General features: G+C 70.6%; 19 protein-coding genes. 10 read left to right on the top strand and 9 right to left on the bottom strand.

Annotated features, from left to right (window positions below; genetic code table 11):
- The first annotated feature begins 7 nt into the window (after positions 1-7).
- Positions 8-1,378 (top strand): flotillin family protein, encoded by a 1,371-nt coding sequence (locus A3IC_RS0148055; RefSeq protein ID WP_079027173.1) that lies wholly within the window; start codon positions 8-10, stop codon positions 1,376-1,378.
- 82 nt (positions 1,379-1,460) lie between these two features.
- Here the strand turns inward: A3IC_RS0148055 and A3IC_RS60880 are convergent, their stop codons facing one another.
- From A3IC_RS60880 to A3IC_RS0148040, 3 genes are read right to left on the bottom strand one after another with little or no spacing between them, the layout of a single operon-like run.
- Positions 1,461-2,657, bottom strand: a complete 1,197-nt coding sequence (locus A3IC_RS60880; RefSeq protein WP_040878642.1) for a methyltransferase domain-containing protein — start codon at positions 2,655-2,657, stop codon at positions 1,461-1,463.
- A 4-nt stretch (positions 2,658-2,661) separates the two neighbouring features.
- The gene (locus tag A3IC_RS69515) at positions 2,662-2,802 is read right to left on the bottom strand and encodes a hypothetical protein (RefSeq protein ID WP_158696395.1); all 141 of its coding nucleotides are present in this window, start codon (positions 2,800-2,802) and stop codon (positions 2,662-2,664) included.
- A gap of 18 nt (positions 2,803-2,820) precedes the next feature.
- A complete protein-coding gene (locus A3IC_RS0148040; protein WP_158696394.1) occupies positions 2,821-3,240 on the bottom strand; it encodes an ATP-binding protein in 420 nt (139 codons plus the stop codon).
- A gap of 359 nt (positions 3,241-3,599) precedes the next feature.
- On the opposite strand from A3IC_RS0148040, the gene A3IC_RS0148035 reads away from it, so the two are divergent.
- From A3IC_RS0148035 to A3IC_RS0148015, 5 genes are all read left to right on the top strand, one after another.
- Positions 3,600-4,910, top strand: coding sequence for an NsdA family TPR-like regulatory protein (locus tag A3IC_RS0148035; protein WP_026219595.1), 1,311 nt, complete (start codon positions 3,600-3,602; stop codon positions 4,908-4,910).
- Positions 4,911-5,144: 234 nt separating this feature from the next.
- The gene (locus tag A3IC_RS0148030) at positions 5,145-6,041 is read left to right on the top strand and encodes an ABC transporter ATP-binding protein (protein ID WP_020557197.1); all 897 of its coding nucleotides are present in this window, start codon (positions 5,145-5,147) and stop codon (positions 6,039-6,041) included.
- Positions 6,038-6,757: an ABC transporter permease gene (locus tag A3IC_RS0148025; RefSeq protein ID WP_020557196.1), complete on the top strand. Its 720-nt coding sequence runs from the start codon at positions 6,038-6,040 to the stop codon at positions 6,755-6,757. The genes A3IC_RS0148030 and A3IC_RS0148025 overlap by 4 nt, the downstream gene beginning before the upstream one ends.
- A gap of 6 nt (positions 6,758-6,763) precedes the next feature.
- Positions 6,764-7,891, top strand: coding sequence for a sensor histidine kinase (locus A3IC_RS0148020; protein WP_020557195.1), 1,128 nt, complete (start codon positions 6,764-6,766; stop codon positions 7,889-7,891).
- Positions 7,888-8,583: a response regulator gene (locus A3IC_RS0148015; RefSeq protein WP_020557194.1), complete on the top strand. Its 696-nt coding sequence runs from the start codon at positions 7,888-7,890 to the stop codon at positions 8,581-8,583. The genes A3IC_RS0148020 and A3IC_RS0148015 overlap by 4 nt, the downstream gene beginning before the upstream one ends.
- 74 nt (positions 8,584-8,657) lie before the next feature.
- Here A3IC_RS0148015 and thiC read toward each other — a convergent pair whose 3' ends face one another.
- The 4 genes from thiC to A3IC_RS0147995 all read right to left on the bottom strand — a co-directional run bounded on the left by thiC (position 8,658) and on the right by A3IC_RS0147995 (position 12,039).
- Entirely contained in the window at positions 8,658-10,439 is a 1,782-nt protein-coding gene (gene thiC / locus A3IC_RS0148010) for a phosphomethylpyrimidine synthase ThiC (RefSeq protein WP_020557193.1), read from the bottom strand.
- Between the two features lie 150 nt (positions 10,440-10,589).
- The gene (locus A3IC_RS0148005; protein WP_020557192.1) at positions 10,590-10,790 is read right to left on the bottom strand and encodes a hypothetical protein; all 201 of its coding nucleotides are present in this window, start codon (positions 10,788-10,790) and stop codon (positions 10,590-10,592) included.
- Between the two features lie 133 nt (positions 10,791-10,923).
- Positions 10,924-11,589 carry a thiaminase II gene (tenA, locus tag A3IC_RS0148000; protein WP_020557191.1) on the bottom strand — a complete coding sequence of 222 codons (666 nt, stop codon included), beginning with the start codon at positions 11,587-11,589 and terminating at the stop codon, positions 10,924-10,926.
- Between the two features lie 132 nt (positions 11,590-11,721).
- Positions 11,722-12,039, bottom strand: a complete 318-nt coding sequence (locus A3IC_RS0147995; protein WP_020557190.1) for a cupin domain-containing protein — start codon at positions 12,037-12,039, stop codon at positions 11,722-11,724.
- An 81-nt stretch (positions 12,040-12,120) separates the two neighbouring features.
- Here A3IC_RS0147995 and A3IC_RS0147990 point away from each other — a divergent pair, with 81 nt between their 5' ends.
- From A3IC_RS0147990 to A3IC_RS0147975, 4 genes are all read left to right on the top strand, one after another.
- Positions 12,121-12,498 (top strand): phage holin family protein, encoded by a 378-nt coding sequence (locus A3IC_RS0147990; RefSeq protein WP_020557189.1) that lies wholly within the window; start codon positions 12,121-12,123, stop codon positions 12,496-12,498.
- 65 nt (positions 12,499-12,563) lie between these two features.
- The gene (locus A3IC_RS0147985; protein WP_020557188.1) at positions 12,564-13,685 is read left to right on the top strand and encodes a cystathionine gamma-lyase; all 1,122 of its coding nucleotides are present in this window, start codon (positions 12,564-12,566) and stop codon (positions 13,683-13,685) included.
- 74 nt (positions 13,686-13,759) lie between these two features.
- Entirely contained in the window at positions 13,760-14,659 is a 900-nt protein-coding gene (locus A3IC_RS0147980) for a LysR family transcriptional regulator (protein WP_020557187.1), read from the top strand.
- A gap of 100 nt (positions 14,660-14,759) precedes the next feature.
- Complete coding sequence (locus A3IC_RS0147975) at positions 14,760-15,221, top strand: NUDIX domain-containing protein (RefSeq protein ID WP_040878640.1); 462 nt, start codon at positions 14,760-14,762, stop codon at positions 15,219-15,221.
- A gap of 57 nt (positions 15,222-15,278) precedes the next feature.
- On the opposite strand, the gene A3IC_RS0147970 is transcribed toward A3IC_RS0147975, so the two are convergent.
- Together A3IC_RS0147970 and A3IC_RS60875 are read right to left on the bottom strand one after the other, a co-directional pair.
- Positions 15,279-15,947 (bottom strand): response regulator, encoded by a 669-nt coding sequence (locus A3IC_RS0147970; RefSeq protein ID WP_020557185.1) that lies wholly within the window; start codon positions 15,945-15,947, stop codon positions 15,279-15,281.
- Positions 15,944-17,266 carry a sensor histidine kinase gene (locus A3IC_RS60875; protein ID WP_052174128.1) on the bottom strand — a complete coding sequence of 441 codons (1,323 nt, stop codon included), beginning with the start codon at positions 17,264-17,266 and terminating at the stop codon, positions 15,944-15,946. Before A3IC_RS60875 ends, A3IC_RS0147970 begins: the two co-directional genes overlap by 4 nt.
- Positions 17,267-17,276: the final 10 nt, after the last annotated feature.

Below are 17,276 nucleotides of genomic sequence, written 5' to 3'. Positions count from 1 at the left end.
CAAACTCATGTGGCGCGTCGCCGAGCCGAACGAGGCGCTCGTCATCTCCGGCTCCCGGCACCACACCGAGGGCCTGGGCGAGGGCATGGGCTTTCGCATCGTCACCGGGCGCGGCACGCTCGTCCTGCCGTTCGTCCAGGCGGTGCGCAAGCTCTCGCTCGACCTGAACGAAGCGGAACTCTCGGTCGAATGTGTCACGACCCAGGGCATTCCGCTGCGAGTGCAGAGCGTGGTGATCTTCAAGATCGGCGACGACTACGTCTCGATCGCCAACGCGGCCCGCCGTTTCCTGGATCAGCAGAAGCAGATGGAGTCCCGGGTTCGCAAGGTGCTGGCCGGTCATCTGCGCTCGATCGTGGGCGGATTGACCGTCGAGGACATGATTCGCGACCGGGAGAAGCTCACCGCGCACGTGCGCGCGGCGTCCGGGTCGGACATGGAAAAGCTCGGGCTGATCGTGGACAGCCTGCAGATCCAGGAGATCGACGACCCGACCGGCTACATCAAGAACATGGCCGCGCCGCACACCGCGGCGGTGATCCGGGACGCGCGGATCGCCGAGGCACTGGCCACCCGCAAGGCCACCGAGGCCGAGCAGGACGCCAAGGCCCGGATGGCCCAGGCCACCCGGGACAGCGAGATCCAGCAGGCCGGCTACCAGGCCGAGCGGGACGAGGCCACCGCGCGCTCGCGCCAGGCGGGTCCGCTGGCGGATGCCGCAGCCAAGCAGGAGGTGGTGGTCCAGGAGACCCGGGTGGCCGAGCTGGAGGCCATGCGGCGCGAGCAGCAGCTCCAGGCGGACGTCCGCAAGCCGGCCGACGCGAAGGCGTACGAGACCCGGACCCGGGCCCAGGCCGAGCGCGACGCGCGGATCTCGGCGGCCGAGGCGAGCGCCCGGGAGACCGAACTGGCCGCGATCGCCGACGCGGAGGCGACCAAGGTGCGCGGGCTGGCCGCCGCCGAGGCCACGCTGGCGACCGGCAAGGCACAGGCCGAGGCGGCCAAGGCCAAGGGCCTGGCCGAGGCGGCCGCGATCGCCGCCCGGGCGGCGGCGCTGGCGGAGAACCAGGAGGCGGTCGTCGCCCAGCAACTCGCGGAGAACTGGCCGGAGATCGTCCGGGCCGGCGCCGAGGCATTCGGCAATGTGGACCACATGGTCCTGCTCAACGGCGGCGACGGCATGGGCGACCTGTTCGCCAAGGCCCTGACGATGGGCGGCACGGGCCTGGGCATCGCCCGCCAACTTCTCGCGGGCGGCAACGGCAACGGCGCCAAGCCCACGACGGACACCGCGCCCAAGGAGTCCGTCCGCATCGAGGTCGAGGTCGACCCGGCCCCGGAGCCGGAGCTGCTGCTCGTAAAGGACCCGGAGAACTGACCGCGACACACCTCCGCAGCCGGACCCGCGGACACGGGTCCGGCTGCGGCTTTCGGGTGAGGTTGGGACCCGACGCTTTCGGTCAGTCCGCCGAGGGGACGGGCCACGACGGGCCGTCCGGCGCTCCGCACCGCACCGTCTGACTGCCGTCCGGATCGATGTCGAGGCCGAACGTGTCGAAGGCCGGGCGTCCGACCGAGTTCCACCAGGACCAGGCCGCCGCCACCTCGTCCCACAGCCGCCGGGGCCCGTGTTGGCGAAGCCGGAAGGTGTCGAGTCGCCGACCGTCGTAGTCCACCGTGGCCCACGAGGTCAACGCGTCGTCCCCGACCCACAGCCGGGACCGCACGCCGTCCACGTCCGGGTCGTCGTTCCAGTGCGTCCACAACCCGGGCAGGGCGAGGCCCATGACGGCCTCGGCATGGCGGTCCCCGCCGGCCACGTCCCACGGAGACAGGGTGGTACTGCTCGTGTCGGGTACGTCGCCCGATCCGACGACGTCGGTCACGTCATACACACGGGAGCGGTGACCGCGCAGCGACATGAACGCGCCACCGTGGGCGAACCGGCCGGTGGCGCCCCCGTCTTGACGCGGCGTCAGGACGAGATTCCCGTACGCGGCCCACGACGTGGTCCACGGCGTGACGATCAGGCCGCCCGGTGACACCTGTTCGAGCCAGGCCCGGGGTACGCGGGCCACGGCGCACGTGCCGACCAACCGATCGTACGGAGCCCCTTCGGCCCACCCTTCGGCACCGTCGCCGGCCACGACCAGGGGCCGCAGTCCGAGCGCGTCGAGCCGACCACGTGCCGCAGCGGCCAACTCGCGATCGACCTCCATCGTGACGACGTTCTCGCCGCCGAGTCGATGCGCGAGAAGCCCGGCGAACCACCCCGCCCCGGTGCCGATCTCCAGAACCCGATGCCGATCCTCCACATCGAGCATCAGCAACGTCTCCGCGACGATCGACGGCTGCGAAACCGACGACGACGCCCACGCCGGCTCACTCGATTCGGGTACGCGGCCGTCGCAGACCTGAATCACTGCGGGTACGTCCGACCAGGCCACGTTTTCCCAGCCGTCCCGGTCCGTGGCCCGGTCGCAGGGCTCGTGATCGGGCAACCCATCCGCCCGCCGCAGCCAGATCACATCCGGCAGGAACGCGTCGCGAGGCACGTGCTCGAAAGCTTCCCGCCACGGCACCGGCAGCGGGCCCGTCACCTGCTCGACAAGGCGAAGCAAGCGAGCGGGGCCGCGCTCCGCAGTCGCATCCGCCACGGTCTCACTTGTCCTTCTTGGGAGTTCCCGGATTCGGCGGCTTGTCGGGAAGGATCGGTGGCGGAATCGGCCGGCCGGGCTGGTTCCCGTCGCTCGGAATCGGACTCTTGTGCTCACCCATGTCGAGTTCCCTTCGAATGGTCATCGATCCACGGACCTTCAGCTATCGGTTACCGGTCATCACAAACGGCCGTGCCAATCCGCGTGGTTCAAGGTCGAACCGACACCACACGGTCTTCCCACCGGTGGCAACCGGCCCCCACGAAACGAAATCCGACACCGCCTCGACCATCCGCAACCCCCGCAACGACCCCCCGATCCGCTCCGGCTCCGCCGGCGAGGGTCGCATCACCCCCCGACCCGGCACCACCGGCGGACGCGGATCCGCATCCCGCACCTCGATCGCCACCGCCCGCTTGGGCCAAAACGACAACCGCACCGTGAACGTCCGCCACAACCAGTCCACATGCTGATCCGGCATCATCGCGTGCACCACGGCATTGGTCGCCAACTCCGAAGTGCACAACATCGCCTCGTCGGTCAGTTCGAGCAGGTTCCAGTCCGCCATGGCGGCCCACGTCAATGCCCGCGCTTCCTTCACGGCTGCCGGATGCGACTCCCACGCCCGCTGCCGAACCCACATCGGCTCCCACCCCGGCCCCCGAAGCACAGCCCCCAGCCACCGCTCCCCGGGGCTCACCCGCCCATCCGCCTCCGACCACGCCTCCGAGACGACGTCTCGCTCTTCCTTCTGCGGCGGCTCCCGCCTGATCACATGCCGCATCCCCGCCCGCACTGCCCGTGTTGTTCCCATGCAGACGAGCCTCCCCCGCTACAAGATCTCGTCGTCAGCCCTTCCCGGGGTACCCACCGTGGGTAAACTCAGTGTTCAACACCGATCAACTGTGTGCGACCAAGCACGAATCGGGGGGTCCCCGAGTCATGGCCAGTTGGGTATCACCTGCGGCTCTACCGTCCCGCTTCCTCGAACGAGACGACGCACGCCAGGCGATCACAGATCATGACTTCGGGACAGTCTTCGCACTCGCCCGGAAGTACGCCGGAATCAGCTTCCAAAAGATCGCCGACGCTTGTGAGATCAAGCCCGAACGAGTCGGCGCGCTCGCGCGAGGTGTCGGCCGCATCACCTCACACGCGAAGTTCGAGCAGATTGCCGATGGTCTGCGAATCCCCGGCGCGATGATGGGACTTGCGCCGCGCGACTGGGAGAGAGTCCACGGACCTACCCAGGCCCTGTCCGGCGGTTCCGAGGCCGACCTTTGGGAGGCGATGGAGTTGGTACGTCGCACTGAGCAGACCGACGTGGGTCCGGCCGCCATCGACGCCATCGCCGCGTCGGTCGATCGGTTGTGCCGTGCGTACCCGTACATGTCGGCGCCGGAATTGCATCGTCAGGCTCGGCAGGGGCTCCGGTTTGTCACCGGGCTCCTGGAGGGGCGGACCACGCTTCGCCAGCACCGTGAACTATTGGTCGCCGTCGGGTGGTTGTTCCTCCTGAGCGGTTGCCTGGAGTACGACATGGGGCACCGCCGGATGGCCGAGGTCAGCCGGGCTGCGGCCCTGAACGTCGGCATCGAGGCCGGCCATGGCGAGATCGCCGCCTGGTCATGGGAAATGGAGGCATGGTTCGCTCTCACCCAGGGCCGCTACTCCGACGTGTTGGCGGCGGTCGAGGCAGGCCACCGGGCCGACGCCAGCCACTCGGTCGGCGTTCAGCTCTGCGCTCAAGAGGCCAAGGCGTACGGCCGCCTCGGCGACGGACGCATGGTCCGTAGCACCCTCGACCTGGGCCGGGCCCGGCTGGACCGGATGCCGCGCCCGGAACACCCGGAACATCACTTCGTCATCGACCCGGACAAGTGGGACTTCTACGAGATGGACGCGTACCGGCTGCTGCGGGATGACGACCGCGCGGCCTTACATGCCCGCGAGGTGCTGAGACTGGGGTCGGGCCCGAACGGCGTGGAACGGTCCCCGATGCGGATGGCCGAAGCGAGACTGACCCTGGGCGTGACCGCAGCGCGCGGGGGAGAGCTCGAAGAGGCGGTGACCGTGGGATCCGCAGCCTTCCGGACGGCGCGTCAATCCCTGCCGTCATTGCTCCTGGTGGCCGGCGAACTCAACGAGGTGCTCCAGGAGCGCTACCCCAAAGAGACACGAGCGCGCGACTACTGGCACGACTACGTCACCCTCGCCAACGCCGAACGCCCCGAACTGGAAGGCCGGCCCTGAAGCCGACCGACAGTCCGGTCAAGGGTGATCGGCGACCGTCGCGCGGATCCACTCCTTCGCCCCCACCGCTGAACGAGCAAGCCGGGTCGCCGCCTCGCGTGATTCCGCCGCCGTGGACACGATCACGTGGTCAGCCATGCGCGGAGCCCACGGCGCCCACTCCTCCTCAAGTGGCAAGTCGGGTTTGATCCTTTGGCTGAAGACCGGGAGATCGGTAGCGCCGATGCTTTCGGCATGACTTCGGCGCCATCACACACCGCAGCGATCGCGGTCCACGAGCTGACCAAGCGTTACGGCCGGACGACAGTGGTCGACGACCTCTCCTTCACCGTGCGGGCGGGCGTGGTGACCGGGTTCTTCGGTCCCAACGGCGCGGGCAAGACGACCGTGTTGAAGACGATCGTCGGGCTGGCCCGGCCAACCGCCGGTCACGTGTCCTTCCAGGGCGGGCCGGTGCCCTCCGACGCCCGGGCGCTGGGTGTGCACATCGAGCCGTGTGGGGCCCATCCCGGCCGGACCGCCCGCGCCCACCTTCGGGCCCTGGCCCTTCTGGCCGGGCTGCCGGCCGCCCGGGTCGACGAGGTACTGGAGACCGTCGGACTGGAGCAGGCCGCCGGACGGCGGGTCGGCAAGTACTCGTTGGGCATGCGACAACGTCTGGGACTGGCAACGGCGTTGCTCGGAGATCCGGAGGTCCTCGTCCTGGACGAACCGGTGAACGGCTTGGACCCCCAGGCCATCCGCCGTCTGCGCACGCTCCTGCGCGAACGCGCCGCGCGCGGCCGCACCACCCTGCTGTCCAGCCACATGCTCGGCGAGGCCGCGCGGACGGTCGACGACGTCGTCGTCATCGACAAGGGGCGGCTGGTCCACACCGGCCCGATCACCGACCTCGAACAGGGCTCCCTCTCGGTTCAGACCCCCGAACCCGAGCGGCTCTCGGCACTGGTGGCCCAAGCCGGCGGACGGGTCCGGCCCGCACCCGCCGGCGGACTGTGGATCGAGGGACTCCCGGCTGCGGAGGTCGCTCGCCTGGCCCTGCGCGAAGGCATCCCGCTGGAGGAGATCACCTCGCGGACCGCGTCCCTGGAGGACGTGTTCCTCGACCTGACGAAAGGCCGAAGCGCATGAGCCGGCTACTGCGAGGCGAGTTGCTCAAGACCCGCACCACCCGCTCGATCCACGCCTTCGTCGCCGGCGGAGTCGCCTACACCGTACTCAACGTGGTGATCATCGCCGTCGCGTCGGGCCGGCTGGACGAGGTGGGCGAGAAGGAGGAGGCCCTGTCCGGGCTGCCGGTCCTGTTGATGTTGTGGGGCATCGTCGGTGCGGCCGGCGAGTATCGTCACCACACCGCCGCACCGGCCGCACTGGTGGCCCGGCGCGACCACGGCGCACTCCTGCTCGCCAGGATCGGCGCCTACGCGCTGACCGGCCTGCTGATCGGCGCGCTGCTGGTCGCCGTCTCGGTCGGGCTCGCCCTGCCGCTGCTCGCCGACCACCCGGGAGCCGACCTCACCCCCGGCGAGGTCACCTCGGTCGCGGCAGGCAATCTGGCCGCCTTCGTGCTGTCTGCGATCATGGGTGCCGCCGTCGGCGCGATGGTGCGCAGCCCGGTCGTGGGGGTGGTCGTGGTGCTGTTGGCGAACTTCGCGGTACTTCCCCTGGTCGCCGGCGTCGCCGAATCGACCGCCAACTACACGCCGTTCGGAGCCGCCGCCGTGCTGGTCCGCTCGACGCACCACACGACGTTGTCGCCGGGTGCCGCCGCGGTGGTGCTGAGCGCCTGGGCAATCGTGCTGGTTGTCGCCGCCGTCGCCGGCGAACGTCGGCGTGACCTGGCATAACCCGACATGTACGTGATATCCCGACCCGCGCGGGCGGCGCGCCGATGGATCCACGCGCGCCGCTCCGCGGTACTGGACGCCATCGTCGCGGTGGTGACCACCATCGTCGAACTCAGTCTGACCTTCGACGACTCGACACCCGTCCGGCCGCACCTCGTCGTACTCGTCGCCTGCACCGGTGTGCTTCTGCTCGCCCGACGGCGCGCGACGCTCACCGTGCTGCCGGCCGTCTGCGCGGTCGAGGCACTGCTCGCGGCAACCGGCGGCAACCCCGGCGGGGCACCGGCCCTGGTGGCCCTGTTCACCGTCGCCGAACTGCGCGATCGACGAGTGTCGGTGGCCGCCCTCGTGCCGACGGCGCTGTTCCTGATGGTGGCGGACATCAGCTCGTTTCCCGTCACCGTCGGCGCGTGGGCCCTGGGCACCTACGCGCAGACCCGGCGCCGCTACACCGCGGCCCTGGAGGAACGCGCGGCCCACCTGGAGCGCGAGCACGAGCAACTCTCGATCATCGCGGCCCAGCGCGAGCGCGCCGCGATCGCCCGCGAACTACACGACATCATCGCCCACTCGGTCACCGTGACGCTGGTGGGCGTACGCGGCGCACGCGACGTGCTGCGCACCGCGCCCGACGTGGCCGACGACACGCTGGAGCGGGTCGAGACCAACGCCGAGCAGAGCCTGGTCGAATTGCGCCGGATGTTGCTGCTGCTGCGCGAGCCGGACCAGGGGGTGCGGATGCGCCCGCAGCCCTCGCTGGCCCAACTGCCCACGCTGGTCGCCTCGTACGGCGAGGCCGGGCTGCCGGCGCGCCTGGAGATCACCGGCACGTCCCGACCGCTCGCCGGTGGCGTCGAGTTGTCGGTGTACCGCATCGTCGAGGAGGCGCTGACCAACGTGCTCAAGCACGCCCGCCCCACCCACGTCGCGGTGACCCTCGACTTCGGCCGTACCCACCTGCACGTCGCGGTCGTCAACGACGGCGAGCAGGCGCCCGAACCCTCCTCGGGCGGACACGGCATCATCGGCATGCGCGAACGAATCGGCGTGCTCGGCGGCGAACTGGAGGCCCAGCCCGGCCCGGACGGCGGCTTCCGGGTCGCGGCCCGGCTTCCCCTGGGGGACCCCACATGAGTGCCCGGAGCATCCGCCTGCTGATCGTCGACGACCAGGAGCTGATCCGAACCGGCCTGCGCCTGTTCCTCCAGACCCAGGAGGATCTGGTCGTCGTCGGCGAGGCCGAGGACGGTGACGAGGCGATCGAACTGGCCGCCGACCTGCGCCCGGACGTGATCCTCATGGACATCCGGATGCCACGCGTGGACGGCGTCGAGGCCACCGCCCGCCTGCACGCCGCCGGCATCTCCCCGCCCCCGCGCGTGCTGATCCTCACCACGTTCGACCTGGACGAGTACGTCTTCGGCGCATTGCGCGCCGGCGCCGCGGGATTCCTGCTCAAGGACGCCTCCCGAGCCAGGCTGCTGGAGGCGATCCACGTCGTCCACGACGGCGATGCGTTGCTCTCGCCATCGATCACCCGCCGCCTCATCGAGAACTTCGCCGCCCGTACCGAACCGCTCCGGTCCCCGCCGGCGCTCCTGGCGGCCCTGACCCCGCGCGAACGAGAGGCCCTGCTGCTGGTCGCCCGCGGCCTCTCCAACAGCGAGATCGCCGCCCACCTGGTGGTCACCGAGGCGACCGTGAAGAGCCACGTGGGCAGCATGTTCGCCAAACTGGGCCTGCGTGATCGGGCGCAGGCGGTGGTGTTCGCCTACGAACACGGCGTCATCGTCGCCGGCCAGGGCGACCCGCCCGGACCGGCCTGACCAGACCCGTCCGCACCGGCCCGACGACGTCCCGGGACCACCCCGCTCCCGGGACGTCGTCGCGCACGCGAGCGTCAGTCGGCCAGCGGCAGGTAGACCCGGTTGCCCGCGGCGGCGAACTCCGCCGACTTGGCCCGCATTCCGGCCTCGGCGTCCACCTCGGTCGCCGCAGCCGCGACCGCGGCCCCGTCGCCGTGCTCCGCGCGGATGTCGTGGGAGATCCGCATGCTGCAAAACTTCGGCCCGCACATCGAGCAGAAGTGAGCCGTCTTGGCCGGCTCCGCCGGTAGCGTCGCGTCGTGGTAGGCCCGCGCGGTGTCCGGGTCCATCGCCAGGTCGAACTGGTCCTGCCAACGGAACTCGAAGCGCGCATCGGAGAGCGCGTCGTCCCATGCCTGCGCACCCGGGTGGCCCTTGGCCAGGTCGGCCGCGTGGGCCGCGATCCGGTAGGCGATCACGCCCGCCTTGACGTCGTCGCGATCGGGCAGGCCCAGGTGCTCCTTCGGCGTCACGTAGCACAGCATCGCGGTGCCCCACATGCCGATCATCGCCGCGCCGATCGCCGACGTGATGTGGTCGTAGCCGGGCGCGACGTCCGTGGTCAGCGGGCCGAGCGTGTAGAACGGCGCCTCGTCGCAGATGCGTTGCTGGAGGTCGACGTTCTCCTTGATCTTGTGCATCGGCACATGACCCGGACCCTCGATCATCACCTGCACGTCCATCGACCGGGAGATCCGGCCCAGTTCGCCCAGCGTCTCCAACTCGGCGAACTGCGCCGCGTCGTTGGCGTCGGCGATCGAGCCCGGACGCAGTCCGTCGCCGAGCGAGTAGGTCACGTCGTACGCGCGCAGGATCTCGGTCAGCTCGGCGAAGTGCGTGTAGAGGAAGTTCTCTTGATGGTGCGCCAGGCACCAAGCGGCCATGATCGAGCCGCCGCGCGAGACGATCCCGGTCTTGCGCCGCGCGGTCAGCGGCACGTAGCGCAGGAGCACGCCGGCATGCACCGTCATGTAGTCCACGCCCTGCTCGCACTGCTCGATCACGGTGTCCCGGTACAGCTCCCAGGTGAGCTCCTCGGGCTTGCCGTTCACCTTCTCCAGCGCCTGGTAGAGCGGCACGGTGCCGATCGGGACCGGTGAGTTGCGCACGATCCACTCGCGTGTGGTGTGGATGTCCTTGCCGGTGGACAGGTCCATCACGGTGTCCGCGCCCCACCGGATCGCCCACACCAGCTTGTCGGTCTCCTCCTCGATCGAGGAGGAGACCGCCGAGTTGCCGATGTTCGCGTTGACCTTGACCAGGAAGTTCTTGCCGATCACCATCGGCTCGATCTCGGGGTGGTTGATGTTCGCGGGCAACACCGCACGACCCGCGGCGATCTCGTCCCGAACCGACTCGGGCGCCAAGCCCTCGCGGATCGCCACGAACTCCATCTCCGGGGTGACCAACCCGCGTCGCGCGTAAGCGAGTTGGGTCACCGCCTCGGACCCGGACGCGCGCCGGGGTCGGGCGCCGGCACCCGGCACCGCGAATCCGGCCGGGGTCAGCGCGCCGATCCGGCCGTCGTAGCGGGCGGTGTCGCCGCGCTCCTCGATCCAAGCCTCCCGCAGCGCGGGCAGACCGCGTCGCACATCCACCTCGAAGGCGGGGTCGGTGTACGGGCCCGAGGTGTCGTACAGGCGAACCGTCTCGCCGTTGGTCAAATGCACCGTGCGTACCGGAACGCGCAGGTCCTCGCGCGATCCGGCGACGTAACCACGGTGGTGGGCGGGGGAAATCGGTCCGCTGGTGACCGTCCGTCCGTCGGCCGGGTCGGCCGACGGGGCAGCGGGCAGCGAAGTGTCGTGCGAGGTCATGGAAGGCTCCCTACGCCGGCATTACCCGGTCAGGTTCTGCGGTCGGCGCGGCCTCAGCGCCCTCTCAGCCCGGTGCCCCGAGCTCCCGTGTATCTCCGTGTGGTGCGCCCCCACCCTGGCACACCGCCGGCCGCACGACCAGCGCCGGGTTCAGCCGAGCGGGTCGCGCGGTCGGCCGCCCACCACCGCGGTGCGCGCGAGCACGACCATCCCGACCGTGACGCACAGCCCGACGACACCCTTGACGATGATCATCAGGAAGGCCGAGAACAGCCAGATCAGCAACCAGCACAGCAGGACCAGCACGAGCGCCGGAACGCCGATGCGCGCCCACCGCGGCCATGTCTCCATCGTCCAACCCCCAGTCACGCCGACCCCGCGAGAGACGTGCACACCCGGGAAGCACATTCCCCGGGAGGACACGCCGTACCCGGGCGAACCGGTTCCGGTCCGCCCGAGAGCGATCCGGTATCCCCGGACCCGCTCAGACCGGCCAGCGCTCGCCGCGCCAGGCGGCGTCCCAGAACATCCACTCGTAGCGCGCCGTGGTGGTGAAGTGCTCGATCATCCGAGCCCGTTCGACCGCCGAGAGGTCCTCGCCGAGCCGGTCCACCAGGTCGAGCACCGCGCGCACCGTCGCCTGGAACTCCTCGGCGCCGTAGGTGGCGATCCAGCGCCCGTACAGCTCGTCGGGCGAGCCCTTGGCCAGCAACGCCTCACCCACTCGGGCGTAGATCCAGTAGCAGGGCAGCACCGCCGCGACACCTTCGGCGAACGAGCCGTTGTGCACCGTGGCGAGCAGGTAGCTGACGTACGCCCGGGTGCTCGGCAGCACCGGCTCGGTCGCCGTGGCGTCGGCCACCGAGCTGCCGAAGTCGACCATGAAGCCCTCGTGCAGCGAACGCTCGGCGGCGATCGCGCCGGCCGCGTCGCCCGCGAACTGTACGGTCGTCGCCTCGTCCGGCGCCTTGGCCGCACACACCGCGAGCGCCTTGGCGTAGTCGCGCAGGTAGTGCGAGTCCTGCACGACGTAGTGCCGGAACGCCTCGCGCGGCAACGTGCCGTCGGTCAGTCCGTGAATGAACGGATGGTCGAGGATCGCCGCGTAGACGTCCTCGATGGCAGCCCAGAGTTCGTCGCTCAGCGCCATCAGATGTACTCCCGATCGTCGGATCCCGAGATCCGATCGCTGGATCCCAAGGTCCGATTGTCGTACACGGGCCCGGGGCGCCCACAGGTGCGCCCGCTGCCCGTCCGCCCCCGGCGCCCACCCCCCTCGGGCTCAGCCCTCCGGCGGCGAGAAGAACACCAGGACCCGCAGCGGTTCGGTGATCCGGTGGAAACGGTGCGGCACCTGCGCCGGTACGTACACGACGCTGCCGCGCGCCACGGCGGTGGACTCGTCGCCCACGGTGAGTGTGGCTCGGCCGCTGATCACCACGTACGCCTCGTCCTGGCCGTGCGGCTTCTGGGTGTCGGTCTCGCCCGGCTCGAGCGCGTACAGGCCCATCGAGAAGTGCCGCTCGCTGAGGAATTTCAGGTACGCGCCCTGCTCGAACGCGCGCTCCGCGTCCAGATCATCGAGCCGAAAGACCTTCATGTGACCAACTCCTTACCGACACGGACACACTTTCTGCCGAGGGCCAAGCGGGAAGGTCCCGCCGGATGCCAGCATCAAGATATGAAAAGCCTGCTCATCAAACTGGTCGCCAACGCCCTGGCCATCTGGTTCGCCAGCTGGTTCGTATCCGGAATCGATCTTGCCGACGGCGCCTCCGCCGGCACCAAGGCCAAGACGATAATTTTCGTGGCCCTCATCTTCGGGGTCGTGAACGCCATCATCAAACCGGTGGTGAAGCTGTTCTCGCTGCCACTGTTCGTACTGACGCTGGGTCTGATCACGTTCGTGATCAACGCGCTGATGTTGTGGCTGACCGAGGCGATCGCCAACAGGTTGGACCTGGACTTCCACATCGACGGCTTCTGGCCCGCCCTGCTCGGCGCCCTGGTCATCGGTCTGGTCAGCTGGTTCCTGAGCATGATCCTGGACCGCGACTGACGGCCGCGCGCGGCGATGGCCCCGGACGAGGTTTCACGTGAAACAGGCAGTGAAGGAGTCGCGATTTGTCCGCCGAATGGAGCGACGGGACCCGGGCGGTCCGGGCCGGCAGCCCGGGCCACGCGCCGGGCGACCCCTTCCTGCCCGGACCGGTGTTCGCCGGCACGTACCACATGCCGGGCGAGGTGGACGGGCCCTATCAGTACGGGCGTTACGCGAACCCGACCTGGGTCGGCCTGGAGGAGGCGATCGGCGCGCTGGAGGGGGCCGCCGACACCGTCACGTTCGCGTCCGGGATGGCCGCCGTCTCGGCCGTCCTGCTCGGACTCACCGAGCCGGGCGACGTGGTCGTGCTGCCGTCCGACGGCTACCCGGCCACCCGCGCGGTCGGTGAGCACCTGGCCGCGCGCGGGATCACCGTACGGCTGGTACCGACCGCCGGCGCCGAGCTCGAAGCGGCCCTGGTCGACGCCCGCCTGGTCTGGCTGGAGACCCCGAGCAACCCGGGCCTGGACGTGTGCGACATCGAACGGATCTCGGCGCTCGCCCACGCGCGCGGTGCCCTGGTGGCCGTCGACAACACCCTGGCCACCCCACTGGGCCAACTCCCGCTCGCGCTCGGCGCCGACATCTCGGCGGCGAGCGGCACCAAGGCGCTGACCGGGCACAGCGACGTGCTGCTCGGCTACGTCGCCTGCGCGAGCGCCGAACTCGCCGCCCGGGTGCGTTCCTGGCGCTCGCTCACCGGCGCGGTGCCCGGGCCGATGGAGGCGTGGTTGGCGCATCGTTCGTTGTCCACCCTCCAGTTGCGGGTGGACCGACAGGCGGTCAACGCACTGGCCGTCGCCAGGGTCCTGAGCGAACGCTCCGATGTCGCGAACGTGCGCCACCCCGCGCTCGAAGGCGATCCGGCCTACGATGTGGCCACCCGTCGGATGCGGCGGTTCGGGTGCGTCGTGGGCTTCACGCTCGCCGACGCGGACACCGCTCGTCGATTCCTGGGCGCACTCGAACTTGTCTTCGACGCCACCAGTTTCGGTGGTGTGCACAGCATGGCGGAACGACGTGCACGCTGGGCCGGCAACGATGTGCCGGGGGGATTCGTCAGGTTCTCGGCCGGTTGCGAGGACACCGCGGATCTCGTCGCGGACATCCTGCGTGCCCTGGACACCGCCTCGCCGGACTGACCTGCGACTTCGGGCAAGATCACGTGATGTCCCCGGCTCTCGGGAGTGGTCGGGGGACACGAGACGGGGGACCCGTGGACCTGACGCTGTTGCGTACTTTCCTGGCCGTACACCGCGCGGGTTCCTTCACCCGGGCCTCCGCGTCGCTCGGGCTCTCACAGCCGGCGATAACCGCGCAGATCCGCACTCTGGAGAAGCAGGTCGGCAAGCAGTTGTTCGAGCGGCTGCCGCGTGGCGTGGCGCCCACCGGACCCGCCGACGAACTCGCCCGTCGGCTCGCGCCGCACCTGGACGCGATCGAGGAGATCGCGGCCCGCGAGGTGCGCGGCGTGGACCCGCTGCGGCGCACCGTGCACCTGGGCGGCCCGACCGAGATGACCGCGCTGCGCGTGCTGCCGTCGCTGGCCGACCTGGTCCGGCGCGGCCTGCGGTTACGGGTGACCCTGGGCTCCGGCGACGTCCTGCTCACGGGCCTGGCGGCGGCCCGGCACGACCTGGTGATCTCGGATGTGCGCCCGCGCGCCCGCGGGATAGTGGGCACGCCGCTCACCGACGAGGAGTACGTCCTGATCGGCGCGCCGTACTGGGCGGCGCGGCTGCCGCAGGGCCGGATCCGGGCCCAGGGTCCGGCCGCGCTGGAGGGGGTGCCGCTGGTCGGCGAGGCCGAGGAGCAACCGCTGATCCGGCGCTACTGGTCGACCGTGTTCGACGCCAAGCCCACCGCCCCGGCCGCGGTGACGGTGCCCGACCTGCGCGCCGTGCTGGATTGCGTACGCGCCGGGCACGGCATCGCGGTGCTGCCGCGCTACCTGTGCGCCGAGGCGCTGGACCGGCGCGCGGTGGTCGCGCTTCTGGAGCCCGAACTGCCGCCGCTGCACACGGTGTTCCTGGCGGTACGGGAGGGCACTTTGAGCCAACCGCACATCGCGCGTCTGCACGGTGAGCTGATCGCGCGCGCCGCGCGCTGGTCATGATCCCGAACGTGGCGCCGCGCAGGCATAAACCACCCGTCCGGCCGGAAAGGGAGACTTCAGACGGGGGCAACGTCCGGCAAGAAAGCAGAGGGCACCGACGATGCGTTCAGTGGTGAAGCGGACGGCACGCGCGATCCTGCTCGACGACGAGGACCGGATGGTGCTGATCAAACGCACGAAGCCGGACAGCCCCCCGTACTGGATCACCCCCGGCGGCGGCGTCGAACCCGAGGACACCACGGTGGTCGAGGCGCTGCGACGCGAGGTGTTCGAGGAGCTCGGCGGCAAGATCGGCCGGCCGGTGCCCGCGTTCGTGGACACCGTGCCCGAGCCCGGCGGGGTCAAGATCCAGCACTTCTTCGTGTGCCGGCTCGAATCGATGGACCCGGCGCTGCGGCACGGCCCCGAGGTGGACGAGCCCAACGGCGAGTACGACATCGTGCGGGTGCCCTTCACCCCCGCCGGGCTGGCCTCGGTGGGCCTGGTGCCGGCGAGCCTGGCGGCCTACCTGCGAACCAACGTCGAGGGCATCCACACCCTGCTGGCGACCGATCTCGGCTAGGGCGGCTGTGGGGCGTGTCCGGCGGGGCACGCCCCGGGGCGTGCCGGGGCGCGGTGCTCAGCCGCGTCCCGGCCGGACCATGCCCGACTCGTACGCGATCACCACGAGCTGCGCCCGATCGCGTGCGCCGAGCTTGACCATCGCCCGGCTGACGTGGGTCTTCGCGGTCAGCGGCGAGACGAACAGGTGCTCGGCGATCTCGTCGTTGCTCATCCCGGCCGCGACCAGCGAGAGCACCTCGCGCTCGCGGTCGGTGAGCGCCTCCAGCCGATCCGGCGCGGCCACCTTGGGCTCGGGCTGGGACAGGAAGCGGGCCACCAGCGCCCGGGTGGCCCCCGGCGAGAGCAGCGCGTCGCCGGTGGCGACGGTCTTGATCGCCTTGAGCAGGTCCTCGGGGTCGGTGTCCTTGACCAGGAAGCCGCTGGCCCCGGCCCGCAGCGCCTCGAAGACGTACTCGTCGACCTCGAACGTGGTCAGCACGAGCACCCGTACGCCCACGAGGTCGTCGTCCTGGACGATCCGGCGGGTGGCCTCCAGGCCGTCCATGCCGGGCATGCGAATGTCCATCAGGACCACATCCGGCCGGCTCTCCCTGGCCAGGGCCAGGGCCTCGGTGCCGTTCGCCGCCTCGCCGACCACCTCCAGCTCGGGGTCGCTGCCGACGAGCACCTTGAAGCCCGACCGGACCAGCAGTTGGTCGTCCGCGATCAGCACGCGCACCGTCATGAGGAATCTCCGTCCCGACGCGCGACGAGCGCGCCCTTGTGGTGCGGCAGCACCGCGTGTACCGAAAAACCGCCGTTGGGGCCGGGTCCCGCCGCGAGCGAGCCGCCCACGGCGACCGCCCGTTCCCGCATGCCGAGCAACCCGTGTCCGGTGCCGTCGGCGCGCTTGCCCTGTTTCGCCTTGGGGCTGCCCCGACCGTCGTCGAGCACGTCGACCTCCACCGCGTGCTCGCCGTACACGACTCGCACGATCGCCGACGCGCCGTCGCCGGCGTGCTTCATCGCGTTGGTGAGCGACTCCTGGACGATCCGGTACAGCGCGAGGCCGACCGGCGCGGACGGGGTCCGGGCCTCGCCGGACTCCTCCAGGAGCACCGGCAGGCCCGCGTTGCGATAGGACGCCACCAGGGCGTCCACGTCCTCGACGCCCGGGGTCGGCTCGGTGGGCAGGTCGTTGTCGCCGTCCTGGCGCAGCACGCCCAGTGTGGTGCGCAGTTCGGCCAGCGCGTCCCGGCTGGCCACCTTGATGTGCACGAGCGCCTCCTTGGCCTGCGGCACGTCCCGGTCGATCACGTGCGCCGCCACACCCGCCTGGATGTTGATCATCGCGATGCTGTGCGCGACCACGTCGTGCAGCTCGCGAGCGATCCGCATGCGTTCGGCGGTGACCCGGCGCCGGGCCTCGTCCTCGCGCTCGTGCTCGGCGCGGGCCAGCCGGGCCTGTACCTCCGCCCAGTAGGCCCGCTTGGCGCGGACCGCCTCGCCGATCGCGACCGGCAGGTACATCCAGATGCCCGAGAGGTACTTCTCCGGGGACAGGAACCCGTCCGGGGTCAGCCCGATCCGCATCCCGGTGTGCACCACCGCGACCGCCGAGGCGATCAGCACCGAGCGGCGCAGTTGCCCGCTGGCGGCCACCGTGTACAGCGCGACCATGGTCGGGATCAGGATCGGGCCGTCCAGACCATCGGCCGCCAGGTAGAAGACCTGGCCCGCCTCGGTCAGCGCCAGCACCGTCAGCGGCCACCGCAGCCGGCCCAGCAGCACCAGGCAGGTGATCCCGGCGATGACCAGGTTGAGCGCGTTCGGGTGCCCGGGGTTGTGATCCCTGGTGGACCCGCCGAGCGAGCCGCCGATCACGCACAGCAGCACCAGCGCGACCAGCAACAGCTCGCCCACCCACGTCCGGCAGGGCAGCCAGCGCGCGAGCGGCTTGGGCACCGGCAGCAGCCAGGGCTCGACCGACTCGCTCGGTCGCGAACCGTTCGCGGACGCGGGAAGGCCCCGCACGGCGACTCGCGCGGGGCCTTCCACGGACATCCGAACTCCT

Origin of the sequence: Embleya scabrispora DSM 41855, from assembly GCF_000372745.1 — a bacterium.
Classification (GTDB): domain Bacteria; phylum Actinomycetota; class Actinomycetes; order Streptomycetales; family Streptomycetaceae; genus Embleya; species Embleya scabrispora.
Note: the sequence above shows the minus strand (reverse complement) of the source record. Positions and strands in the feature narration are given on the sequence as shown.